16 protein-coding genes are annotated in these 22,908 nt (G+C 71.8%); 5 read left to right on the top strand and 11 right to left on the bottom strand.

Features of this window, described 5'->3' with window-relative positions:
• From Pla163_RS04995 to Pla163_RS04980, 4 genes are all read right to left on the bottom strand, one after another.
• Positions 1-1,635, bottom strand: a complete 1,635-nt coding sequence (locus Pla163_RS04995; protein ID WP_145184497.1) for an LON peptidase substrate-binding domain-containing protein — start codon at positions 1,633-1,635, stop codon at positions 1-3.
• Between the two features lie 115 nt (positions 1,636-1,750).
• On the bottom strand, positions 1,751-3,898 hold the full coding sequence (locus tag Pla163_RS04990) for a hypothetical protein (protein WP_145184494.1): 2,148 nt from the start codon (positions 3,896-3,898) through the stop codon (positions 1,751-1,753).
• Positions 3,899-3,982: 84 nt separating this feature from the next.
• The gene (locus Pla163_RS04985; RefSeq protein WP_419186335.1) at positions 3,983-4,600 is read right to left on the bottom strand and encodes an MOSC domain-containing protein; all 618 of its coding nucleotides are present in this window, start codon (positions 4,598-4,600) and stop codon (positions 3,983-3,985) included.
• The gene (locus tag Pla163_RS04980) at positions 4,597-5,349 is read right to left on the bottom strand and encodes a LiaF domain-containing protein (RefSeq protein ID WP_145184491.1); all 753 of its coding nucleotides are present in this window, start codon (positions 5,347-5,349) and stop codon (positions 4,597-4,599) included. The genes Pla163_RS04985 and Pla163_RS04980 overlap by 4 nt, the downstream gene beginning before the upstream one ends.
• 203 nt (positions 5,350-5,552) lie before the next feature.
• On the opposite strand from Pla163_RS04980, the gene ppk2 reads away from it, so the two are divergent.
• Both ppk2 and Pla163_RS04970 read left to right on the top strand, forming a co-directional pair.
• On the top strand, positions 5,553-6,398 hold the full coding sequence (gene ppk2, locus Pla163_RS04975; protein ID WP_145184488.1) for a polyphosphate kinase 2: 846 nt from the start codon (positions 5,553-5,555) through the stop codon (positions 6,396-6,398).
• A 71-nt stretch (positions 6,399-6,469) separates the two neighbouring features.
• Entirely contained in the window at positions 6,470-8,071 is a 1,602-nt protein-coding gene (locus Pla163_RS04970) for an SDR family oxidoreductase (RefSeq protein ID WP_145184485.1), read from the top strand.
• Between the two features lies 1 nt (position 8,072).
• Here Pla163_RS04970 and Pla163_RS04965 read toward each other — a convergent pair whose 3' ends face one another.
• Together Pla163_RS04965 and Pla163_RS04960 are read right to left on the bottom strand one after the other, a co-directional pair.
• Complete coding sequence (locus Pla163_RS04965) at positions 8,073-8,660, bottom strand: hypothetical protein (protein ID WP_145184482.1); 588 nt, start codon at positions 8,658-8,660, stop codon at positions 8,073-8,075.
• 80 nt (positions 8,661-8,740) lie between these two features.
• Complete coding sequence (locus Pla163_RS04960) at positions 8,741-9,490, bottom strand: PilZ domain-containing protein (protein ID WP_419186334.1); 750 nt, start codon at positions 9,488-9,490, stop codon at positions 8,741-8,743.
• A gap of 282 nt (positions 9,491-9,772) precedes the next feature.
• Here Pla163_RS04960 and Pla163_RS04955 point away from each other — a divergent pair, with 282 nt between their 5' ends.
• A complete protein-coding gene (locus Pla163_RS04955; protein WP_145184475.1) occupies positions 9,773-11,503 on the top strand; it encodes a GMC oxidoreductase in 1,731 nt (576 codons plus the stop codon).
• Complete coding sequence (locus Pla163_RS04950) at positions 11,500-12,567, top strand: hypothetical protein (protein WP_145184472.1); 1,068 nt, start codon at positions 11,500-11,502, stop codon at positions 12,565-12,567. Before Pla163_RS04955 ends, Pla163_RS04950 begins: the two co-directional genes overlap by 4 nt.
• Before the next feature lie 79 nt (positions 12,568-12,646).
• Here the strand turns inward: Pla163_RS04950 and Pla163_RS18750 are convergent, their stop codons facing one another.
• Positions 12,647-13,030, bottom strand: coding sequence for a hypothetical protein (locus Pla163_RS18750; RefSeq protein WP_419186333.1), 384 nt, complete (start codon positions 13,028-13,030; stop codon positions 12,647-12,649).
• Between the two features lie 321 nt (positions 13,031-13,351).
• Between Pla163_RS18750 and Pla163_RS04940 the strand changes: the two genes are divergently transcribed.
• Entirely contained in the window at positions 13,352-14,431 is a 1,080-nt protein-coding gene (locus Pla163_RS04940; protein ID WP_145184468.1) for a glycosyltransferase, read from the top strand.
• Here Pla163_RS04940 and Pla163_RS18745 read toward each other — a convergent pair.
• The 4 genes from Pla163_RS18745 to Pla163_RS04915 all read right to left on the bottom strand — a co-directional run bounded on the left by Pla163_RS18745 (position 14,417) and on the right by Pla163_RS04915 (position 22,852).
• Complete coding sequence (locus Pla163_RS18745) at positions 14,417-16,273, bottom strand: aryl-sulfate sulfotransferase (protein WP_419186332.1); 1,857 nt, start codon at positions 16,271-16,273, stop codon at positions 14,417-14,419. The two genes, Pla163_RS04940 and Pla163_RS18745, sit on opposite strands and share 15 nt — an antisense overlap.
• A 194-nt stretch (positions 16,274-16,467) precedes the next feature.
• On the bottom strand, positions 16,468-18,183 hold the full coding sequence (locus Pla163_RS04925; protein ID WP_145184465.1) for a hypothetical protein: 1,716 nt from the start codon (positions 18,181-18,183) through the stop codon (positions 16,468-16,470).
• A gap of 324 nt (positions 18,184-18,507) precedes the next feature.
• Complete coding sequence (locus Pla163_RS04920) at positions 18,508-21,306, bottom strand: hypothetical protein (protein ID WP_145184462.1); 2,799 nt, start codon at positions 21,304-21,306, stop codon at positions 18,508-18,510.
• A gap of 130 nt (positions 21,307-21,436) precedes the next feature.
• Positions 21,437-22,852 carry a vWA domain-containing protein gene (locus Pla163_RS04915; protein ID WP_145184459.1) on the bottom strand — a complete coding sequence of 472 codons (1,416 nt, stop codon included), beginning with the start codon at positions 22,850-22,852 and terminating at the stop codon, positions 21,437-21,439.
• Positions 22,853-22,908 lie beyond the last annotated feature (56 nt).

The following is a 22,908-nucleotide window of genomic DNA, read 5'->3' as shown; positions in this document are numbered from 1 at the left end:
TCAGCAGGGCAGCGGCAGCTTGAACGTCGGGCGCAGGAATCCAGCCTGCGTCCGCGGCAGCTCGTAGTGCGAGCTCGCGAGCCAGGCGCGCTCGCCGTAGGCCTCGAGACCGCGCCGGTCCGGTGAGAACAGGAACCACAGCGGCTTCGCGGTCTCCGGTACGTAGTGCGTGACGCAGGACAACCGCGTCTCCTCGACCGGGCGCGTGCGCGGGTTGCTGCCGTGGACGAGATCGGCCGCCCACAGGAAGACGTCGCCCTTCTTCGCGAGGAACGAGCGCTTCTCGCAGCCGAGTTCCTCACTGCGCTCCTTCACGTGCGCGATCGCCGCCTCGCCGTCGTCGTGGACCTGGTCGAACCACTTGGCTCCCATGTGGAAGCTCTGGTGCGGGATGCGGTGGCTGCGGTCGTAGTAGGTCAGCTCGCCGCGCCCTTCGACCACGTCCTCGAGCGCGATCCACGTGGCCGCGAGCTGCAGCGGATCCTGGACCCGCACGTAGGCGGTGTCCTGGTGCAGCGGGTGCTGGTTGCTGCGTTGGAACAGCAGCTGCTGCATCGCGACCGGCTTGCAGCGGAAAAGCAGTTCGAGGAAGCGCAGGACCCGCGGGTGGAAGCAGACGCGGCGCGCGCTCTCGTGGTTGACGTAGGTGTCGAAGATGCTCTCGTACGAGTCGAAGTCGGTGTCCGAGAAGCGGTAGCCGTAGCCGCGTCGGTGGTCGGTCGTCAGGAAGTGTCCGGGGTGCCGCGCGATGGTGCGCACGTCCTCGACCAGGGCGTCGATGTCGGCTTCGGGGACGAGCTTCTCCCACACCACCCAACCGTGCTCGACGTAGTGGTGCAGGTCCTGCGCTTCGTCGGCGGTGATCTCGCCCGCGGCGTGCAGGGCGTCGATCTCCTCGCGCCCGCCGTCGGTCAGAGGCCACAGATCCGAGAGTTGATCGATCGGCGGGATGCGGAACTCCTGGACGGTGCGCGCCCAGGTGCGCTTGCGTTCGACCAGCGGCGCGAGCAGATCGACGCGCGCCGAGAGGTCGGTCGACGCCAGCGCGTCGGCGCGCTCTTCGACCGAGACCGCGAACGAGTCCGCGACGACGTCGGCGAGGCGCGAAGCTGCGGCCGGGTCGGGGGCCGGCGACGCCAGCGTCGCGAGGACTTCCTCGGGCAGTGCGGCGGCCAGTTCGCCGAGCAGATCGGCGACCCGCCGTGCCGCGTCCGCCCCGGATGTGCCCGCGTCGAAGACCTCGTGCGTCGCCGCGCGGTGGCAGACGCCGTCGTGCTCGACCGAGTCCAGTTCGACCCGTGCCAGCGCCGTCACGCGCAGCTGGAGGTTGCCGTCCTCGCGCGTGTGCACCTCGTCGATGCGGGCGCGCACGCCGACGGGCCAGAGGCCCTCGATCCGAGGAGCCGCCGACGGATCGACGCCCAGCACGTCGCCGAGATCTTCCAGAGCCGGGTCACGCTGGATGAACGCCACCACCTCGCGCGACGCCCCGTCCTGGGTGGCCGCTTCCACGACTGCCCGCGACGGAGCGCGTTGAACGTCCACCTGGGCCGTGCTGCCCGGGAAGATCACCTGGTTGCGCAGGACGAGGAGCGGCAGGCTGGCGGGCTCTGGGTTCGAGGCGTGGGTCGACATGGCGGTCGCAGTGCGTGGGAGGGGCCGCGCGACGCCTTCGAGACGCGGGTGCGCAGCACTCTGGAAGCTACCGCCGAAGACTACCGTTCGAAGCGCTCGCCGGCCCGCCGCGCCCTCAACGAATCAGGCCGAGGTCGATCGTCGTGCCGGCGCTCGCGAAGGGCACGGTGAAAGTGTGGGAGGGGGCCGGCTCTTCGTCTGGCGAGCCGTCCGACGCGGGCAGCGTGAGCGTGTACGTCCCGCCGTGGAGCAGGAAGTCGATGCTGAACGATCCGTCAGGTTCCACCGCGACCTCGTGGTCCGGGTAGGAGAGATCGCCGGGCTCGCCGTTCGAACCGTTCATCGCCCGCAGCCGCTCGAGGCTCCACGGTCCGTAGCAGGCGAGATCCCGCGGACCCGCGACCGCCCCTTCGAACCAGTCCGTCCGACCGCGGGCCGAAGCGGCGGGTTCCAGGGCGACGCGGACCTCGCGCAGGGTCTCGTCCGGGTCGTGGGCCTGGTCGGCGAGCACGGCCCCGACGAAGTCCCGGCCGTCCTGCGCGGTCAGCTCGAGTCGCATGCGGAGCCAATCGCCGACGGCCCGCTCGAAGCGGAACGTGCCGGCGAAGTCCGGCTCGGCGTAGGACCTGCTGAAACCGTCCCGGCGAACGACGTGGTGGCCGGGGCGCGTCATGGGGCCGACGACGACTCCGGCCGGGAGGGCGAACACCACCTCCTCGCGCGGGTGGCTCGCCAGATCGAACGGCCGCGGCGCGATGTGGAACGCGGCGCCGTCGACCGGCAGGTCGCGCGTGACCGGCGGTGAGAGGAGCAGGGGTTGCGGTGCCCGTCGGACGTCGGGGAGCGGTCGAGCGAAGGGGTGGAGCCAGCTGAGCTCGGCCCCGGCGGGAAACCCACTGACCCCCCACGCCCCCGGTCGGTCGATCACGAGCGCGAGTCGCCAGAGCACGACGCGGCCGGGCGCAGGCGCCACGACGAGCGACGCGAGCACCTCGGGCACCGGACCGAACTCGGGGCGCAGTCCGTCGAAACAGACGGCGTCCACCGCGAGGGAGAGTTGGACCTCTTCGTCGCCCGCCCACGCCACGTCCTTCGCGGCTCGATCTGATCCCGCCGCGTCGTCCAGAGGGATCACGTGCACGCGCGCGCCCCCCGCCGTGTGCCACCGGAACGCGAAGAGATCCGGATCCGATCCGCCGCACGCGATCAGGAAGCGACCCGTCGCGGGGTCGAAGCGGCTCGATCCACGCAGTTGGCGGAAGCGGCGCAACGACTCGGTGCTGTCGTCGAGCCGGTAGGCGCGGACGTCCATGTGGGGAGCGAACGCCAGCAGCGCCTCGGGCACGCTGACGGCCGACTCGGTGATGGGTTGCGGCGGCTCGAGCGCGACGAGTGGCCCGATCGCAGCGGCGGTGTCCCGCGCGGAGATCACGGGAAGCGCCTCGCTCAACTGACGCGCCGCGACCAGCTCGTCGAACTGGGTCCACTCGTGGTCGGTCGAGTCGATCGAACTCGGCGCCCACGCTCCGTCGGGAGGCGCCGCGAGTCGAACGATCGACTCCACGCCCTCGAAGCCGACCAGCCGCACCTGTGCGTTCGACACGAACGCGCTGCGGCGGGCACCGTGCGGGAGCAGCTGCTGGCGTGGCGATGCGAACAGCTCGCGGACGATCGCGGAGTCCAGCGCCACGTCTCGCGTCGGGCCGCTCCAGTCGACGACGAGGGCGGTGCGCACGGCGTCGAAGACCTCTTCGTCGACGGTGCGGACGGACTGTCGGGGATCGACCGGCTCGAGCACGACCTCGCAACCGGGCGGCCCATCCCCCGTCGCGACCGTCACCTCCACCGTCGGCCAGACCTGCGCGAACCGCGAGTATCCCCGGGTGTCGACTTCCATCTCGCGCGTGTCGAGCACTGCGAACAGCCAGCCGCCGTGCATCGACGCCGGCTCCGCGACCGCCACCACCAGTGCCGGCGTGACCGGGACGCGCGCGCCCTCCTGGTCGCCGGCCGTCGCCGAACCCGATCCGCCGTACTCGAGGTCGATCCAGCGCACTTCCGTGCCGGCGGGCAGGCCGAACGGAAGGAAGTCGGCGCCGACGAACAGATTCAGTTCTACCCCGTCACCGGGCGGCAGCGTCGACGTGGCCGCCTGGCCGCAACCGAGACCGGGTAGGAGGGCGAGCAGGACGGCGAGCAGTCGCGCGAGCAGACCTACGGAGAAGTGAACGGGCACGACGGAGCGCTGGGAGGGACGAGACATGACGCCGCTACGTCCGCGCCGCGCGACGATTCGCGCGCGAGGGGCATCGACCTCGCCGCAGGCGTGTCGCGCGCGCCGATTCGCTCACAGCTTGCGCACCGCGGCGCCGCTGCGCACGACTCCGGGCGCGACGACCTTCGCGTTGACGCCGCGCAGGTTCAGCGCGCGACCGACTTCGGAGTTGACGATCCGCAGCGCGTCCTTCCCGAAGCGCTCGGCGAACTTCGCACAGCCGGTGTGCGGCAAGGCCGTGACCTCGACGACGGCGTCGCCGAGAGCGAGCCGCGTGCCCGCCGGACAGTTGGCGTCGGACAGGTCGAAGTCGACGAAGAACTGGTCGCCTGCGATGGGCCACAGTTCGCGGGCGCCCGTGATGACCTGCGCCGCGCGCGAGTTCATGAGCGTCAACTGCGCGTCGAGCTTCGCGAGCCCGTCCGGACTCGACGAACTGCCGCGCGTACGCCAGTCGTCCCCCACGAGCCCGACGTCGAGGTCGAGCTCGCCCGCGTCCACCACGACGCGTCGGTCCTCACCCGGCCGCGCGCAGATGAGCTGCACCGTGCCTTCGTCGGAAGGCGCGGCGCGTACGACGTCGAGCTCTGCTTCGAGTTCGGCGTAGTCGGCGTGGCGGCCGGTGGCCTCGCTCACGTCGCGCTCGAGCGACCCGTCGTCCCCGCCCTCGCGTCCTCCGTGGGCCCTCATGAGCGCTTCACCTCGAGTCCGCCCAGCACCACGAGGCCTTCGATGCGCAGCCGCGGTCGGGCGCCGGAACGACCGCCTCCCGCTCCACCGCTCGGCGCGGTCGCCGCCACATCGACAGCGCCGACGATCGCCAGGACGCGATTGTCCACCTCCCAGTCGGGCGGGACGCGCAGATCGACACCACCGAGCACCGCGAGGACGTCGAGCACCACCGTCTCCCCCGGCGCGATGTGCGCGTCGCGCAGGTCGAGGTCGACGGCTCCAAGGACCGACGTCGCGTCGCCACCGCCGAAGCGCTGGGCGCCGAACCGGATCTCCCCACCGGAGAGGATGTGCAGGAGTCGGACCTGGCCTGGATGCTCGACCTCGCGCATCCGGGCGGTACGAGCCAGGACGTTGACGCCGAGCGCCATCGAACCCAGCGCGCCGACGACCACCAAAGCGTCCGGTGCGCGCCCGAGGTCCGTCGTCAACGCCCCGACGATCGCCAGCGCGCCGGCCGCGGCCAGACACAGTCCGATCGTGCGCGCGAGCAGTCGATCGCCGAAGCGCACCTGCAACACTCCGAGCAGGCCCGCGGCGAGTGGCCAGACCAGGAGCCTGCGGGAAGGCTCGAGGACGCCGCTCGCGAGGACCAGCGCGGCGGCACCGCCTGCGACGAACAGCGCGCCGAGCACCTGGCGCGGCGTGAACGGGACGTGGTCGTGGGCGACGCCGGCATCGGCGACAGCTGCCTGGGGGTCGTTCATGGGTCGGTCCGGTCCGAGGCGGCGCGCGGCGCGCTCGCCTTCGAGTGGCGACCGCTGCACCGCGCGCCAGCAGGAGGGCGCTCGGGTACGCACGCCGAGCGGCGCCCATTCGATCCTAGCGCCCGCTCGCCACGGACGGTTCCGCGGCGCCCGGAACCGGCGAGCGCGCGCGGCCCGGGCCTCGTCCGTGGTACGACTGACCCATGACTCCGCCGAACGTAGAGACCCGCAGCCAAAGGGCCGGGGACGACGACCACCACAGCTCCCACGCGTCCGTCGACACCTCCGACAAGGCCGCCTACAAGCGGCGTCTGCGCGATCTACAGGTCCAGCTGGTGCGTTTCCAGCGCCACGCGATCGACGCCGGTCTGAAGATCCTGGTCGTGCTCGAGGGTCGCGACAGCGCCGGCAAGGACGGCACGATCAAGCGCTTCACCGAGCACCTCAGTCCGCGCGAGACGCGCGTCGTCGCCCTGGGCAAGCCGACCGACCGCGACCGCACGTCGTGGTACTTCCAACGCTGGGTCCCCCACCTGCCCGCGGGCGAGGAGATCGTCCTCTTCAACCGCTCCTGGTACAACCGCGCCGGCGTCGAGCGCGTGATGGGTTTCTGCACCGAGCAGGAGGTCAGCTCGTTCTTCAAGGTCGTCGTGCCCTTCGAACGGATGCTGGTCGACTCGGGCATCCAGCTGTTCAAGTACTACCTGGACATCGGTCGCGACGAGCAGGAGGAGCGTCTGGACGAACGGCGCGAGGATCCGCTCAAGCAGTGGAAGATCAGTCCGATCGACGCGGTCGCCGTCGAGCACTACGACGACTACACGGCCGCGCGCGACGAGATGTTCGTCAACACGCACCGCGAGCTCACCCCTTGGACCGTGGTGCGTGCGAACGACAAGCGCGCCGCGCGGCTGGGCGTGATCGCCGACCTGCTGCACCGCGTCGAGGCTCCGGGCGTCGACCTCGATCTCGGCGGACTCGCTCCCGATCGCAACGTGGTCTTCCCCTACGAGACGAGCGCGTTGACCGACGGTCGCCTCGAGCGCTGAACGCGCGGCGTCGCGCGCGCGGATCGTCCGCGCGACGCATCCGTGCACCCGCCGCGCCCGAAGCCCCTGCCATGGCGATCGCGGACGAAGGGACGGCCGGCGCGCCGCGACGACGGGTCCTCGTCACCGGCGCGACGGGCTACGTGGGCGGGCGCCTCGTCCCGCGCCTCCTCGACGCTGGTCACACCGTCCGCTGCCTCGCGCGCGACGGGCGCAAGCTGCGCGATCGACCCTGGTCCCGCCGCCAAGGGGTCGCCGTCGTCGAAGGCGATCTCGAGTCCCGCGCGGAGACGGCGCGCGCGCTCGCGGACTGCGACGTGGCCTACTACCTCGTCCACTCGATGGAGGTCGCCGGATCCGAGTACGGCGAACGCGACCGTCGCCTGGCGCTCCAGTTCGCCGAGGAAGCCGAGCGCGCCGGCGTGGAACGCATCGTCTACCTGGGCGGGTTGGGCGAGACCGGTCCCGACCTCAGCGACCACCTCACGTCGCGGCGCGAGGTCGAACGCTGCCTGCGCTCGAGCGCGGTCCCCGTCACCGTGCTGCGCGCCGCGATGATCATCGGCTCGGGGTCGGCCTCGTTCGAGATCCTGCGCTACCTCGTCGAGCACCTGCCGGTGATGATCACGCCGAAGTGGGTGTCGACGCGCTGTCAGCCGATCGCCATCCGCAACGTGCTGTTCGACCTCGTCGCCTGCCTGGACGAACCGCGGACGATCGACGCGACGCTCGACATCGGCGGGCCGGACGTGCTGACGTACCGCGAACTCATGCAGACCATGGCGGAGGTCCGCGGACTGCGCCGCCGGCTCGTCGTTCCGGTCCCCGTCCTGACGCCGCGGCTGTCGAGTCTGTGGATCCATCTCGTCACGCCGATGAGCAGGCGCATGGCCCGGCCGCTGGCCGAGGGTCTGCGCAACGAGGTGGTCTGCTCCGACGGTCGCGCCCAGGAGCTGATGCCGCAGCGGCTGCTCGGCGTGCGCGAGTCGATGGAGCTCGCGCTCGCCAACCTCGAGGCCGGCCGCGTCGAGACCAAGTGGAGCGACGCCGGACCGGTCCCTGGCGACCCCGACTGGTCGGGCGGGAACACGTTCGTCGACGCCTGGTCGGTCGACGTGAACGCCGAGGCGGAGACCGTGTTCCGCGCCATCTGCCGCATCGGCGGCGGCCACGGCTGGTACGGCGCGCAGTGGCTGTGGTCCCTGCGCGGCTGGATGGATCGCTTGGTCGGCGGCCCCGGACTGCGGCGCGGACGACGCGACCCGACGGACGTCGAGTTCGGCGAAGCGCTCGACTTCTGGCGCGTGACCGACCTGGACCGACCGCGCGCCCTGGCGCTGCGAGCCGAGATGAAACTCCCCGGCGAAGCCGAACTGGCCTTCCGGGTCGAACCTCCCCGTACCGCCGGTGGACCGACGCGACTCGTGCAGACGGCGCGCTTCGTGCCGCGCGGACTGCTCGGCCTCGCGTACTGGTACGCCGTCCTACCACTGCACGCCTACGTCTTCCGGGGCATGCTCGACGGGATCCGCCGGGCGGCCGAGAGCGAAGCCGACCACGACGGCGACTCTCAGCATCCGATCGAGCGAGTCGAACCTACGTCGCACGCCGCAGCCTCCGAGGCGGCGAGGAGCGTCGCGACGCCGATCCACGAAGGACCCAGCGACGCGTGAGTCAGCGCGAGGTGAGCGCCTCGAACACGAAGACCAGTGCGATCGCGTCCGGATCGGCGCCGACGAGGTCGGCTTCGCAACCGCCGGCGGCGTCATGGATCCACAGCGCGTCGTGCGGACCGAGCGTCTCGCCCTCCTCCTCGTCGCTGACGCGCACCGACAGCGACCCGCGGGCCGCGACGATCAACGCATCGACACCGCGTTCGAACGTCTCGCGCCACTGCCGGTGGCCGAGCGTCAGGACGTCCGCCCGCGCACTGAAGCGCTCGGCGTCGTAGCAGGCCCGGAAGGCCGGCCCACGGAACGTCCAGCGCTCGTTCTGGGCCGCGCGCGCGAGCACGACCTCGTACGGCCGCAGCGTGCGCGTGCGTCCGTCGCCGGCGCGCAGCCGTGAGTCCGCCTCGAGTGCGACACCGAGTCGGTCGAGCGCCTCCGCACCGCTGTACTGTTCGCCCTCGTCGAGGTCACCGGCCGCGCTCCCGTCGACGAACTCGAGCCCCCACAGGAGCGGCTCGCGCTCGCCCTCGGGCCAACGGGCCAGTTGGCCGGTTTCCTCGCCCTCCGCGCTGATCGTCCAGATCTCGGCCATGGACGGAGGATACGTCGCGCACGGGCGCCGCGGGCCGAACGCGACGGAAGTGTTCGCGCCGGCGAGCCGTCGGGCGCGTCCTACCCGAGTCGGCGCCGCTGGCGCTCGTCGACCTCGCGCACGATGGCGAAGCGCACGCTCTCCCAGTCCGAGGCCTCGTCGATCTTCCACGCGGCTCCGAAGCGCACTTTCCGCCCCACGGCGGTGACGTGCCGCAGGGAGGCGGGGAGCGCCTGGATGCCGCTGAGCCCCGGCACGTTCCCCACGTGGATGCGACAGGTCGGCACCGCTTCGAGCTGTTCGTGGAAACGGGCGGGACAGGTCAGACACACGCCTTCGACCGAGACGTCGTGCAGCCGCGCGTCGACGCTGAACCCGGGTGCGAGGAGCCGCGCGACGGCGCCTTCCTTCTGCGCGTAGACGGTCCGCAGCGTGCGTCGACGATTGAGGATCCGCCACCAGTCGGGCGTCATCGTCGCGATGTGCGCTTCGAGGTCGACGAAGCTGACGCCCATGGTCCAGCACCCGTCCACGTGCTCGGCCCGCCGGACGTAGGCGAAGATCTCGCGCTCGCTCCCGTCGCGCTCGTCGACGATGATCAGCTGCGTGTGGGAGTTGAACGCGGGCTCGTAGGAGGCGCCGGGAGGGAGCCTCAGTTGGGCGCCACCGAGGCTGCAGTCGACGATCGACGCCTTCTGTGCGATGTCCGACTCGGCGTCCGGACGCAAGGTGCACGAGAATCGGCGGAGGAACGGCCCGGTGGTGCGGTACTGCCGACGACGCAGGAGCCGATCGATGAAGTTCGGCTGGGAGTTGTCGGGCTTGGGCACGTCGGAATGCTCGAAGGGCGCGACGCCGGCGAGGGCCGCTCGGTCGTCCGCGCCCCGCATGTCGCCAGGACGCCGAGCGCGCGCCCCCCAGACCGTACGACCTCGCGACCCGCTGCCGTCGATCGGGCACGTCGTCCGAGCGGGGCACGGTCGCATCCGTGAACCTGGTCGCCGCGGCCGGCTCTCGCCGATGCTCGCGGGCCCGCGTCCCGTCCTCGCCGCGCTCGTCGCGGGCCCCGCCGCTCGACATCCGGCCCGCGCGGCGCGTAGCTTCGTCGGGCGATGATCGTCGATCTGGCCAAGGACCACCCCGCAGAGCTCCCCCACTTCGACCTCGTGGTCGTGGGAACCGGCCCGGCGGGTGCGACGCTCGTGAACGAGTTGGCCGGCAGCGGGCTCGTGATCGGCGTGCTCGAGAGCGGGCGTCGCAGCCCCACTCCCGCCGGCGACGCCCTGCGCGCGGTGACGTCCGAGGGCCTGCCGATCAAGGAGTACAGCCGCGAGCGGGTGCTGGGCGGCACGTCGACCACGTGGGCCGGGCTCTCGAGCCCGCTCGATCCGATCGACATGGCTCCGCGTCCGTGGATCGGCGGCGCGAACGGCGGCGCTTCGTGGCCCTTCGAGCGCGCGGCTCTCGATCCGTTCTACGCGCGCGCCGGCGAACGCTATCGGTTCCCCGCGCCCTCGGCGTTCGCGGGCTCGGGCTTCGGCGAGCTGCGGACGAAGGGCGACCTGGTCGTCGACTTCGAGGGCCTCGAGGAGAAGGTCTTCCTGGCGCGGACCGAGCCCCAGAACTTCGGGCGCGAGTTCACCGAGGTCTACGACCGCCCCGACGTGCACCTCGTGCTCGACGCGACGGTGACGGAGTTGCTCGCGGACGCGAGGCGCGGTGCGGTCAGAGCCCTGCGCGTGCGTTCGTCGAGCGGCGCCGAACTCGAAGTGACGGCGGAGCGCTACGTGCTCGCCACCGGCGGGATCGAGAACGCGCGCCTCTTGCTGGCCGCGCACGGGTTCGGTGCGCGCGGCGCGGGCAACGAGCACGACCAGGTCGGTCGCTGCTTCATGAACCACCCGAAGAACTACCGCGGCATCGTGCGTCTCGCGCGAACGGTGGGCTCGGCGCCCTACCTGTTCGGCTGCATGTACCGCGGGTTCGCCGGCTACGCGGGACTGCGACTCCCGGAACGCGTCCAGGCCGAGCGCGGACTGCTCAACTCGTACGTGCGCTTCGAACCGCTGTTCCCGTGGTCCGACAGCGAGGGCGTCGAGTCGCTGGTGCTGATGGCCAAGCGCACCAAGTTCCTCGTGGATCACTGGCGGCGCCGCGGCGAGAAGCGCGACGAGGTCGTCGACCTGCGCGACTACTCCGAGACGGGCGACGACTCGGACCTGCAGAACGCGCGCAAGAGCGGCGCGGACTGGATCGGCCTGGGTTGGAACGTCGTGCGCGACGCGCGGCGCGTGGCCTGGTACGCGAAGTACCGCGTCCTCGACCGCAAGCGGCCGAAGATCACGCGTGTGCGCCTGCGCAACTTCATGGAGATGGAGCCGGATCCGGACAACCGCGTGACCCTCGGGACCGAGCGCGACGCCTTCGGTGTGCCGCTGCCGCGCGTCGCCAGCCGCTGCACCGAACTCGACCGGCGCTCGTTGGCCGCGATCCACGCGGAACTGGCGCGGGAACTCGAGCGCACGGGCCTCGGCACGCTCGAGAGCGATCTCGTCGACGGCGCCGAACACCTCGATCCCTGGCCGATCGACCGCGACGCGAGCCACCACCTGGGAACGACGCGGATGGGCGCCGATCCGCGCACGAGCGTGGTCGACCCGCACGGCCGCGTCCACGGCATCGCGAACCTGTGGGCGGCCGGCGGCTCGGTCTTCCCCACCAGCGGCTGCGCGAATCCGACCTACACGATCGTCGCCCTGTCGATCCGGCTCGCCGACCACCTGAAGTCCGTGCCGGCGCGACCGGACGCCACCTCGAACAGCTCCCGCGGCACGACCGAATGAACGGCTCCACGAGCGGCGCAGCGGCGCCGGACAAGAAGCGGATCTTCGTCGTCGGCGCGGGCGAACGCGTCGTCAACGACGTGCTGCCCGTGCTGGCCTCGCTGGAGGCGCGTTGGGACGTGGCCGGCGTGTTCACGCGTACGCCGCGCACGCTCACGACCGCGGACGGTCACAACTGGGCGGCCGACGGACTGGACGAGCTCGAACGCCGCGGACTGGACGGGATCGACCTGGTCTACATGGTGGTCGCGAAGGGCGCCGTTCCGAGCATGTTGGCGCGCCTCGCTGCTCTCGGTCCGCGCGCGACCGACATCCAGCTCGAGACGCCGGCACTGCTCTACAAGCACCTCGGCCGCGCGCCGGTCCTCGCTCCCTGGCGACGGGTCTGGGTCAGCGAGGACACGACGCCGCTGCCGCTGTGGGAACTGGTCGAGGCCTGGGCCCGTGCGAACGGACACGGAGCGCCCGACGAGGTGCTGCTCGACCGCTGCGGGTACGCGTACCACGGCGTCGCGATGGCGCGGCGACTTTTGGGCGGTGGGCGCGTGCGTCGGGCACGCCGTCGGGCGGAGGGCCAGCGGGACGTGCGCACGCTCGAGCTTCTCGGCGGCGGCCGCGCCACCATCGTCGGTCCGCGCGTCTACTCCGAGGGGCGCTTCCTGGTCCGCTTCGGCGACACGTCGATCGGTGACCACCCGGACGCGGACGTCGTCGTCCGAGCGCTCGTTTCGCCCGACGCCGCGGCGAGCGACCTGCGCTGTGTCGGCTTCGGAGCGGGCGGCGTGACGGTCGAGCTCGACCCCGCCGAGTCGCACCTGCTCGGCCCGTGGGACGCTCCACGGGACGGTCCGGTCGCGACGCACATGCACGCCCTCAAACGTGTCGGCCTGCGCCGACTGTTGACGCGCCTCGCGAACGGCGAGGACGGCTACGCCTTCGCGGACGGGCTCGAGGACATGGCGGTCGACTACCACCTCGAACGCCTGCGGCGCTACGTGAAGAACCCGATCACGACGCCGCACGGACCGTGGCCCGGTCGCGTGCTGCGGCTGCTCGGTCGCTGACGCGCGACGGCCCGTGCGATCGGATGGATCGCACGGGCCGTCGAGTTCGCGAGTTCGCCGTCGGAGCGGCTTCGAGGGATCAGCTCAGTCGACCGCGCGAAGTCAGGACCAGTCCGCCGCCGACCAGGAGCAGCAGGCCCGTACCGAGGAGGTTGGCGTCGATCTCGGGGACGCCGGACGGCGCGGGCGGGGTGACTTCGCAGTCGTCGTCCCATCCACCCCAACCGCCGTTGTCGTCGTCGTCGCAGTAGTCGCCGTCCAGATCGTCGTGGTGGTTGCCCCAACCGCCGCCCCAGCCGCCGTTGTCGTCGTCGTCGTGGTTGCCCCAACCGCCGCTCCAGCCGCCCCAGGGCGAGTTCCAGCCCCCCCATCCACTCCAGCCGCCCCATCCGTTGGAGGCGTGAGCGGGCGTGGCGAGTGCGGCGGAGAGAACGAGGATGGCGGCGGTGGAGGTGAACTTCATGTCGGTGCTCGGTGGTGTGGGTCCGGCGAACGCGGTTGGCCCGAGCCACCGCTGATCCCTTCGATCGAAAGCTAGCCCCCCATTCCGGTGAGGTCGGGTCGTCCTCCATGTGGAGGCTCAAGCGCGTGGTCCCCAACGACTTGCGCTTCGACGGTGGGCGCCGGAGGGGCGCGGGCCGTGCTCGACTCCCGCGGACGGCGGCGGCGGCCCCTGGAAGTTCTTTCCCGGCCCCCCTTCCCTGCCCGGGCTTCGATCTCGCATTTGCCCCGGTGGCCGCTCTCCTCCAGCGGGAACCCGTCGGGAACGGCCGATTCGGTGCGCATGCGACTGAGCCTGTGCATCATTGCCCGCGACGAGGAGGCGTTCATCGACGAGTGCCTCGAGTCGGCGCGGGACCACGTGGACGAGATCGTGGTGGTCGACACCGGGTCGACGGACCGGACCGTCGAGATCGCCCACGAACACGGAGCGCGCGTGGTGCACGTGGCCTGGAAGAACAACTTCGCGGCCGCGCGCAACGCGAGCCTCGAGATGGCCACGGGCACGCACGCCCTGATCCTCGACGCCGACGAGCGGCTCGTCGACGGCGAAGCGGCGCGCGAACGCATCGACGCCTTCGTCGCTCGACACCCCGGCTGGTCGGGACGGGTGCGGATCGTGAACGAACCCGGTGGCTCGCAGAGTTCGATCACCCGCCTCGTCCCGTTGGACGGTCTGCACCAGTTCCGCGGTCGCGTGCACGAACAGGTGGTCTTCGCCCTCGGCGAACCGCTGCGCGAGGACCTCGGGATCGTGGTGCGACACCTCGGATACGCCGAGGACGTGATGGTCGAGCGGCAGAAGACCGAGCGCTACCGCGAGCTCCTCGAGCTCGAGCTGAGCGAACGGCCCGACGACGAGTACGCCTGGTACCAGCTCGGTCGCACGCTCCACGCGGGCGGGAGTCACGAGGAGGCGCGCGCCGCGTTCGAGCGCGCGCTGGAGCTCGGTGGCGACGAGTGCTCGTTCGCCCCCCACCTGGTCGAGAGCCTCGCGTACTGCCTGCGCGGCCTCGAGCGGTCGACCGAGGCGCTCCGGCTCGTCGAGCCCTGGGCGCGGCGGTGTGCGGATCGCTCCGACACCCAGTTCGTGGCCGCGCTCCTGGCGCTGGACATCGGGCACCTGGAACACGCCCGGCGCGGCTTCACCGAGTGCCTGGCGCTGGCCGGCGGGCAGCCCGACGGAGGCCCGCACGACCCCGCGTCGAGCACGGTCGCGCCCGCCCACAACCTCGGCGTGATGGCCGAGGTCCTGGGGCGGACCGAGGACGCGCGCGCCTGGTTCGGCCGCGCGCTCGAGTTCGCGCCGAACCACGGTCCCAGCCTGGCCGGGCTCGACCGCCTGCGTTCACGCGCCGCCTGAGGCGTCCGCGCCGTCGCCCGCGCTCGGTGGCACGTCCGGCGGCACCGGGCGCGGAGGCGGTCCCCCGTCGTTCGGCTCGGGGCGCCCCTGCGGACCGGCGTTCGGGCGCGGCAGCTCCACTTCGATGGGTGCGAGCTCGCGCCCCACGAAGGCCGGGTGGTCCGCGGCGAGGCGCGTCCCGCGGAACAGCGCACCGGTCCCCATGCCGCCCGGTCCACCGCCGCCCGGTCCGCCGCGGTCCTGACCGTCCCGACCGGGAGGCGCGCCGCGCGGCGGGCCACCATCGGGGGGTCCACCGTTCGGCGGTCCACCCCGCGGAGGGCCGCCTCCGGGCCCGCGCCGGCCCTGGCCGCGTCCGGGTCGCCCGGTCGGTGCGTCCCCGCCCAGGGCGCTGGTGAAGTCCCACAGCACGCGGCCCTCGCGATCGACCTCGAACAGGCGCCCCGTCGGACCCGCGCACACGAGCGTCGAGCCGTTGGGAAGCCGCTGGGCGCCGGAGATGAAGTCGGCCTCGAAACGCTGGTCCTCGCGCGCACCGAAGATCCACGCGGGCTCCTCGGGTTCGAAGGGCTCGCCGTCCTCGCGCTCGAAGCCCGTCGTTGGGTCGAACGGCAGCACGAGCTCCTCGACGGTCGCGTAGCTGCCGTCCGGACGTCCCGAGCCGTTGTTGAAGACGAGCATCCGCAGGTCGCGTGCGCCGCTCTCCTCGTCCACCACCGCGCCCTCGATCCAACGCGCGTCGTGCTGACCGAAGAGCTGTCGGTCGGCGTCGGTGCCGTGCCCGTGGACACGCGGATTGCCCCAGCGGAACAAGAGCTCGCCGCCGCGCCCGAACCGGCCACCGCTCGAGCCACGCGCCTCGTCCGCGGTCGTCGAGTGGTCGATGACCCAGACTTCGCCGAGCGAGCGCACCGACAAGAGGATCAGGTCGAGTTCGGGGTGGTGGTCGATCGAGTTCGTGTGCAGCCAGTCGCCGCCCATGCCCCCGTCGTGGTCGCCGCCCGTGTCGCGCTCGGCGTTGCCGTCCAGCGACGTGTCGATGTAGCCGAGCGCTTCCATGCGTTCGCGCTGCAGCCGCGCTCGTTCACGTTCCTCCGCCGTCAGCGGCCGATCCCGGCGGTGGTCGGCGTTCACGTCGATCCGCCCCACGTTCGCGGGCACGTCGCCGTACCCCTCGAGCTCCGGATGGAGGTCCTGGACCAGGTGGTCGGCGCTGCTCCACTTCCAGACCACCTCGGCGCCGTCGAGTCCGTCGGGCTTCAGTTCGAGAACCACGTCCACCCAGAAGCCGTCCTCCTCCGTGACGTGCTCGGGATCGCGTCCGAGCGCGCGGGCGCGATCGGCGTCGAGTCGCTCCCAGGCGATCGCGAGCACGTTGCCGTTCGCGAGCGGTGCGATGTCGTGGTGCGCGAGGTAGCGCTCGGAACTCAACTCGTAGTCCCAGACCAGATCGCCGTCCCAGGTCCACTCCTGGATCCGTCCGCCCTGGCCTCCGCCGCCCATGTGGTCGTTGCTGACACGCCCCGTCCGCAACAGGCGCCCGTCGTCGAGCAGATAGGCCGAGTTCCCGGGCGGGACGCCGCACTCCCAGCGGTGGACGGCGCGTCCGTCGAGATCGAGCAGGAAGGTGCTCGTCGACTGGAGCGGGCTGACGAGCGTGTAGCCGTCGTAGGCGGCGGCGGTGCGCAGCGCGAGCGTGCCGACGCGTCCGTCGTCCGGCCGCGCCTCGGTCACCGGTCGCTCGGCGCCCGGGCGCGGCGGCGCGGGCTCCTGGGTGGCAGCGAGTACCGGCGTTCCGACGAGGAACGGCAGTCCGAGGAGCGAGGCGGTGAGGTGCAACATGGCGTGATCGGTTCGGTGTGTCCGCGTTCGAGACGGGCAGCCTAGACCGATCGCTCGCGGCGGTCCCTGCGTCGCCGTGCCCCTTCGCGCGAGCGGTCGACCAGCCGTTGCCACGAGCGCGGGCGCCCGGTGCAGCACCGGACGCCCGCGCGTCGACCAGGTCGAACGTGGCGCCACTTCGGCGCCGGTCGCTCTCAGTCGCCCACGCGGTGGGCCTTGCCGCCCAGGCCGATGCGTGCGATGTCCTCGAGCAGGCGCATGTCCGCCTCGCCGATCCCGATGCAGTGGATCTCGACGTCGCGGAACAGCGTCAGGCGCTCGATGTCGTCGAGCAGGTTGGTCCGCATCACGTACGGACCGTGGTAGTGCAGTCGCTCCGTGTCGGGCGCCGCGACCTTCGACTCCACGTCGTGGACCACGTTGTCCTCGCCGTAGTTCTTGTCGTGCATGTCCCAGTCGTCCCAGGTCGGGTCGCCGTCGGACAGGACGAAGATCGTGTCGGCCCCTTCGAGCAGCGCCTTGGTGTCGATGTACTCCTCGTTCTCGGCGATGCCGCGCGAGCGGACCTGGAACGCGCGCCGGATGCCGCCGTGCAGGTTCGTCGCTCCGCGCAGCTCGCCGTCCGGAGCGTCCGTCGTCGCCGGCCCCGGGAAGATCGAGTCGAGCTCCTTGACGACCTTGGTCACGGCGCCCTTGGACGCCTTGGTCATGCCCGGGGTCGACTCCATCAGGTGCGCCTCGGTCCCGAACCAGATCACGGCGAACTCCTTCTCCTTGTCCAGGCGTTGGAGCGAGATCTTCAGGTGCTCGCGCGCCAGGTCGAAGCGGTTGTTGACCTTGTTCCAGGGGATGTCGTCCACCGTGGGCAGGTCGCCCTTCTTCTTCTTCTTCTCCTTGCCGCCCGTCACGGGACCGCGCGGCTTGATCGCCACGTCGATCGGCTTGCACATCGAGTTCGACATGTCGATGACGTACACCACGCGCTTGCCGGTGGCCTCGAGACCGAAGAAGCTCGGGCCGGTGACGGTGTGGCTGGCGCTCGCACCTCCGCCGAGTTCCGCCGCGGCGCTCTTCGCCTTGATCTTCTGCAGCCACGGCCCGGATTCGAGGTACAGCTGATCGACGCCGAGCGTGTCGCCCAGGTAGCGCGCGATCGTCAGCGCCGCGATCTCCTCCAACTTGTTCTCGGGGTCGAGCAGCTGCGCGTAGGCCATGGCCGCGCGATCGAAGTCGTCGTTCCCGAGCGCGCCCTTCTGGGACAGCAGCGCGCGCCCCATCGCTCCGATGAAGAGCGCCTGCTCCTCCCCCTTCTTGGGCATCTCGGCGCACAGGACGGGAATGCGTTCGGTGGCGACCGGCGCCCGCGAATCCGCCAGCGCTCGCAGCGCCGTGGCGCGCAGAACGATCGACCGCTTCGGATCGTCGAGAACCTCGAGCGCCGACTCGGGCCCGCGGTCGCGGATCTCGAGCAGCAGCGAGCGGTACCAGAGGTAGGCGTCGCGGTCCGCGTCGTTGTCGAGGCGCCACTGGATCCAACGATCGACGTGGTCGTGCCCCTTGAAGGCCCGGAAGCAGATCGCCGCGATGAGGTAGCGCACCTGCTCCTTGGGTGCGACCGGGCTCGCGTAGCTCTGCGCGAGGATCTCCAGCGCGCGCATGTCCCGGGTGGCCGCGAGGGCTTCGCGACCGCGCGTGTGCATCAAGAGCGGCAGGCGTCGCAGGTACTCCTCGTAGCGCGCCTTCGCCTTGGCGAACTCGTCCACCTCCTGGGTCGCGGAGCTCGCGGGTGCCGGCTCGGGAGCGAGCACGGCACGGGGCTGCTCCGCCGTTCGAGCGTCGGCGGGCGTGGTGCTCGGCGCAGCGACGAGCGATCCGAGAAGGGCGAGAGCGGCGAAGGAGGTCTGGAGCATCGAGGGCCTCGGTCGAGGTCGGTGGGAATGGGCGGGTCCGATGATAGCGGTGCGGGCTCGTCGGGTCCGTCGACGCTCGCGCCGGGCGGCTCGCAGGACCGAAATCCCGTCTCCAGCGCTACCCGGGAGGGTCTCGTGGACCTACCGCCCGCCCCGAGCCCGTTCGGGCCCGGTGTGGCGTCGGCGGGTCGAGGGTTGGCGTCCACCCTCGCGGGAGGATCGGTCCGCGTGCGGCCCGGAACGGGATCGAACGCCCGCTGCGCCCGCTCGGTCCATCGCCGTCGAACCAGCAGAGAGGGTCGCCGGCGCGCACGGCGCTGGCCCCTATCCAGCGTCCAACGCGTACAGGCGCTCGATCAGCGCGGCGTCCGCCCCTTCGGCCACGAGGTGCGCGCGGACCAGGGCGACGGCCTCGCGCGGGGTGGTTCCGAGGCCGTCGCGCGAGTCCAGAGCGGCCGGCGCGTCGAGCGCGCGCTCGAAGGCCCGTTCGAGAGCCGCCACGGACGCCTCGAAGCGGCCGGCGTCGACCAGGATCCGGGCGGCTCCGGCCCGCGCGAGCGCGGCGTAGTGCGCGGCCGACCCCACGTAGGCCGGCTCGCTCGCGACGGCTGCCTCGAAGACGCGGACACAGGCCTCGTAGGCCTCGAGCGCCGCGGCGGTGTCGCGCACCCGCACGGCGTGCTCGGCGGCGAAGAGTTCGGCGACGCCGTGGTACCAGCGCGCCACAGCCACTCCTTCCAGGTCGTCCTCGAGACGGGCGTAGGCGTCGGCCATGCCCCGCGAACCCGCGTCGCGCAGGACGACCGAACGCAGCCAGGCGTGCAGATCGGCCGAGGCCGGATCGCGCCGCACGGCCGCTTCGACGGCGGCGGACTGGTCGCGCCACAGCTCGAGTGCGCCGAGGAACGAGATGCGCTCGAGCGCGTCGGCGGTGGATGCGGACGGGTACAGCTCGATCGCGCGGTGCGCCGCGAGCACGTCGGCCACGAGCTCCCCTCGCAGCTTCGCGTTCGCGCCGATGGTTTCGTAGACCGCCGCCGTGCGCGTGCGCGCGAACACGCGCAGGACCTCGAGCGCGAGCGGTTGCTCGGCGCGGTCGAGCAGGGTCGGGAGCGCGCGCTCCGCCGCCGCGTCGGCGCCCTCGAAGTCGCTCAACAACCAAAGGGCCCAGGCCAGGTGGGCGAGCCCGGCGTCGCCCGCGCGCTCGGCGTAGGTCTTCGCGTCCTGGAAGAAGAACAGCGGACTGCCGCCCCCAGCCAGGGTGGCGCGCCCGCAGCGCAGACAGGCCGCGGCGTACCAGGCGAGCAGTTCGGGGTCCTTCGGATCGCCGTCGAGCACGGCCTCGACCTGTTTCAGTGCGGCGATCGCGGGCTCGAGGTCCGCGGCCGATCCCGTCGTGTCGGACACCGCGGGCGCGACGGCGAGGCGCGCGGCCACGCGCTTCGGATCGACGACGCTCGAGGCCTCTCGTGCACCGGCGTGGGCGGCGAGCGCGCGCCTGGCCCACTCGCGGTCGAGGCCGCTGCCGTCGGGCACCGTCGCCTCCTCCCGCACCTCGGTGAACCGGCGCAGGCCGGCGAGGATCGCGCGGTGCGCCTCGCTGTCGGGCGCGTGGAGCGACAGCGCGCGCAGCACCAGGTCGCTCGTCACGGCACCGGGTCGCGCCGCCACCTGCGCGGCCCCTTCCGTCCGTACGCGGGCGTCGGGATCGAAGAGCGCGAGACGCACGAGTTCGGGGTGACACACGGCCCGCGCCGGCTCGAGCGCCGTGCGCACCAGCTGCAGGCGCCGCGTCACGTCGGCCTCGACGAAGTACGCCTCGAGATGGGCGCGGTGCGCGTGCTCGGGGCTCGCGAGCAACTCGTCGAGCGACAGGTCCTGCGCCGGTCGCGGACGCTCGTCCGCGCGCACGCCGTGCTTCGCGAGCGCGGCGTCGATCACGCCGAGGTCCTGGACCAGGTAGATGTCGAAGAGGATCGTCCCGTCGGGCGCGACGCCGACGTGCCGCGGCGCCGCGCGCGTGCCCGAGAAGTAGCGCGCGTACAGCGCCGGTTCGATGTCGATGTGCTCGCGGTCCACGAGGCGCCCGAAGCGTTCGTCGGCGAGGCGTCGACCGCGGTCGTCGTGATCGAAAGGCTGACGTCGGTCGGGCGACGCGAGGACGCACACGAAACCGTGCATGAGGTCGGCGAAAGCCGGATCGCGGTAGCGGTACCAGGCCAGTTCCTCGGAAGCGTTCTCGCCGTCCATGTTGACGCACACGAGCAGCGGCTTGCCCGTTCGCTCGACCAGCAGCAACGCGTCCGAGAGGTTGCGTTGGAAGGGCGCGAGCGGCGGCAGGAGACGTTGCTCCTCGACCGAACGCTCGAAGCGCGGGCGCGCTCCGACGGGATCGGGAGGCGGTGCGAGCTCCGCCGACGACAGCGTGCCGTCGCCGTCCGCATCGAGACCGACGACGAGGGCCTCGAGGTCGTCGGGCCGGATCGCGCCGTCCTTGTCCACGTCGAGCTCGGCCGCGAGCGTCAACAGGTACACGTCGGGCGAGAAGGCGTTGCGATCGGCGAACTCGAGCCGGCCCGCCGACGCGATCCAGGTCATGACGCAACTCGGGACCAGGTCGTCGGAGCCGGCGATGGTCGGCTGGGAGTCGACGAAGGCGCGCCACTCGTCGGCCGTGGTGATGCCGTCGCGCAGCGCCTCGTCACCACCTGTGCGGCCGTCCGCCAGGTGCAGGACGAGCTCCTGGACGAACGTCGCCTCGCCGTCGAACTCGCGCGCGCCGGTCTCGAACTCGGCCGCATCCACGTTCCCGTCGCCGTTCCGGTCCCAGCGCGCGCGGACGCCGTCGAGCTCGGCGCGAGCGACGCGACCGTTCCCGTCCACGTCGAGCAACGGACGCAGGAGCGCGGCCTGGACCTCGACGCGGTCGAAGCTGCCGCGCGAGTCGAGGCGCAGACCGGACGCGAAGCGGATCCACTCCGCCTGCGTCGTCCGACCGTCGCGGTCCGCGTCGGCCGCGTGCCCGACGAGCGCGGCCGTCGGCGACCACACCTGGGACGGCGCCGGCCCGGGCTGTTGGAGGAACGTGGCGAGGACGAGCGCGAGGACGGACGGGGCGTGCATGGGAGACGGGCGGGAGGAAGGGACGCGCGGAACCGCGTTCGGGGCGTCCGCGACCGACGACCGGACCGGAGCGCACACCCGGTCGCGGTGCTCGCCGACCGGCGGTGGCGGACCGAATGGACCAGTTGGACTAGTCGAAGTACTCGCGGTCGAGGTAGTCGAAGTAGATCGCGAGGAACTCCCCCACCTCGCGCTCCCAGCGCTCGCCGAACGTCATCCGCAGGACGTGCGCGACGATGCCGCGGCTCGCCGCACGCACCTGGGACTCGCCGGCACCGACGGACAGCGCGGCGTAGATGCCACCACCGGCGGTCGCGATGCGGCGGAAGGACTCCTCGGTGCGGCTCTCGACGCTGCCCTGGCCGACGCCGATGCACGAGATCACGAACGGACGCGGCGCGGCGGTGGACGTGCGCCCCGAACCAGTGCCGCGCTTCTTGGCCTCGAACCCGAGCGGCCGTTCACGGGCCTGGGTGGCGAGCGCTTCGGCCCGGGGCACGTTCGGCGGGTGCGGCGGCGCGTCGCCCATGATGATCACGAGCTTGTTGGTCTGGAGGCTCCAGCCGACCTCCTTGCGATCGAGCGCCACTTCGAGGCCGCGTTCCACCGCTTCGGGGATGTCGCCGCCACCTTCGGCCGCGAGGTTGCCGATGCGCTTGAAGACCTTCGAGTACTTGTTCGTCAGTTCGTCGAGGACCTTCGCCGCACCGGTCATGTCCTCCTCGTCGCGGTAGTAGACGGACGCGACGCGCAGATCGGGCGCGAAGCCGTTCAGGAGCCCCGTGACCTGTTCGGCGGCGCCGGCCGTGGCCGAGATCAACGGGCCCATCGAGCCGGTGGCGTCGATGCAGAAGCACAGTTCGAGTCCCGCCTCGCGCAGGTCCATCGCGCGGTCGAGCGCACCGCCCGAGACCGTGTTCTTCGGCGCGTTCGGATCGACCGGCGGCGCGACCCAGGGCGCGGGTTCGTAGGTCTCGCTCGCGTCGCGCCAGAACGAGCGCCACTTCGAGCGGTCGCCCGGGTCCACGTCCGCAGCCGGGAAGATGCGCCCGAGAACCGCTTCCGCGCGCGCCGCGAACTGGTCGTCGCGATCCTTCAGGCTCTCTTCGATCAGGACGGTGACGAGCTCGGGCGTCGCGTTGCAGGCCAGGCAGTCGTCCTGGGCGCGATGCAGGACCTCGAGCGCGAACGCGCGCACGCGCGGTTCCTTGCCTTCGAGCGCGCCGACGAAGATGGGCGCCGCCTGCGGGTGCCAGCTGACTCCCAGGGAGAGCAGCACCAGACACTGCATCGTCCAGTGCTCCGCGTGCCCGTAGCGCACCATCAGTCCGCGCGTCGCGAGCTCGTCGAGGATGCGCGGTCCCTCGTCCACCTCTTCGCCTTCCGCGTCCTTCTCGTCCCCGCCCGGATCGCCCTCCTGCCCGATCGTCGGCGCGCGTTCGAAGGTCGCGCTCGCGTCGAACTCCGGCTCCGCTCCAGGGCCCGCGCCCGAGAGGAACGGCAGAGTCAGGGCGGCGGTCGCGAGCAGGTGGGTCGTCGGGATCATCGTGGTCGAAGCGTCGTGGAGTGCGGCCCGGAGCGGCCACCCGAGCCTACCCAGCG

It is taken from the genome of Rohdeia mirabilis, from assembly GCA_007750655.1.
In the GTDB taxonomy this organism is placed as follows: Bacteria; Planctomycetota; UBA1135; order UBA1135.
Note: the sequence above shows the minus strand (reverse complement) of the source record. Positions and strands in the feature narration are given on the sequence as shown.

What these genes read in the sequence shown, in the direction of transcription:
- Pla163_RS04995 (WP_145184497.1), bottom strand. Translation starts at nt 1,635, where the DNA reads ATGTCGACCCACGCCTCGAACCCAGAGCCCGCCAGCCTGCCGCTCCTC.
- Pla163_RS04990 (WP_145184494.1), bottom strand. Translation starts at nt 3,898, where the DNA reads ATGTCTCGTCCCTCCCAGCGCTCCGTCGTGCCCGTTCACTTCTCCGTA.
- Pla163_RS04985 (WP_419186335.1), bottom strand. Translation starts at nt 4,600, where the DNA reads ATGAGGGCCCACGGAGGACGCGAGGGCGGGGACGACGGGTCGCTCGAG.
- Pla163_RS04980 (WP_145184491.1), bottom strand. Translation starts at nt 5,349, where the DNA reads ATGAACGACCCCCAGGCAGCTGTCGCCGATGCCGGCGTCGCCCACGAC.
- ppk2 (WP_145184488.1), top strand. Translation starts at nt 5,553, where the DNA reads ATGACTCCGCCGAACGTAGAGACCCGCAGCCAAAGGGCCGGGGACGAC.
- Pla163_RS04970 (WP_145184485.1), top strand. Translation starts at nt 6,470, where the DNA reads ATGGCGATCGCGGACGAAGGGACGGCCGGCGCGCCGCGACGACGGGTC.
- Pla163_RS04965 (WP_145184482.1), bottom strand. Translation starts at nt 8,660, where the DNA reads ATGGCCGAGATCTGGACGATCAGCGCGGAGGGCGAGGAAACCGGCCAA.
- Pla163_RS04955 (WP_145184475.1), top strand. Translation starts at nt 9,773, where the DNA reads ATGATCGTCGATCTGGCCAAGGACCACCCCGCAGAGCTCCCCCACTTC.
- Pla163_RS04950 (WP_145184472.1), top strand. Translation starts at nt 11,500, where the DNA reads ATGAACGGCTCCACGAGCGGCGCAGCGGCGCCGGACAAGAAGCGGATC.
- Pla163_RS18750 (WP_419186333.1), bottom strand. Translation starts at nt 13,030, where the DNA reads ATGAAGTTCACCTCCACCGCCGCCATCCTCGTTCTCTCCGCCGCACTC.
- Pla163_RS04940 (WP_145184468.1), top strand. Translation starts at nt 13,352, where the DNA reads ATGCGACTGAGCCTGTGCATCATTGCCCGCGACGAGGAGGCGTTCATC.
- Pla163_RS18745 (WP_419186332.1), bottom strand. Translation starts at nt 16,273, where the DNA reads ATGTTGCACCTCACCGCCTCGCTCCTCGGACTGCCGTTCCTCGTCGGA.
- Pla163_RS04925 (WP_145184465.1), bottom strand. Translation starts at nt 18,183, where the DNA reads ATGCTCCAGACCTCCTTCGCCGCTCTCGCCCTTCTCGGATCGCTCGTC.
- Pla163_RS04920 (WP_145184462.1), bottom strand. Translation starts at nt 21,306, where the DNA reads ATGCACGCCCCGTCCGTCCTCGCGCTCGTCCTCGCCACGTTCCTCCAA.
- Pla163_RS04915 (WP_145184459.1), bottom strand. Translation starts at nt 22,852, where the DNA reads ATGATCCCGACGACCCACCTGCTCGCGACCGCCGCCCTGACTCTGCCG.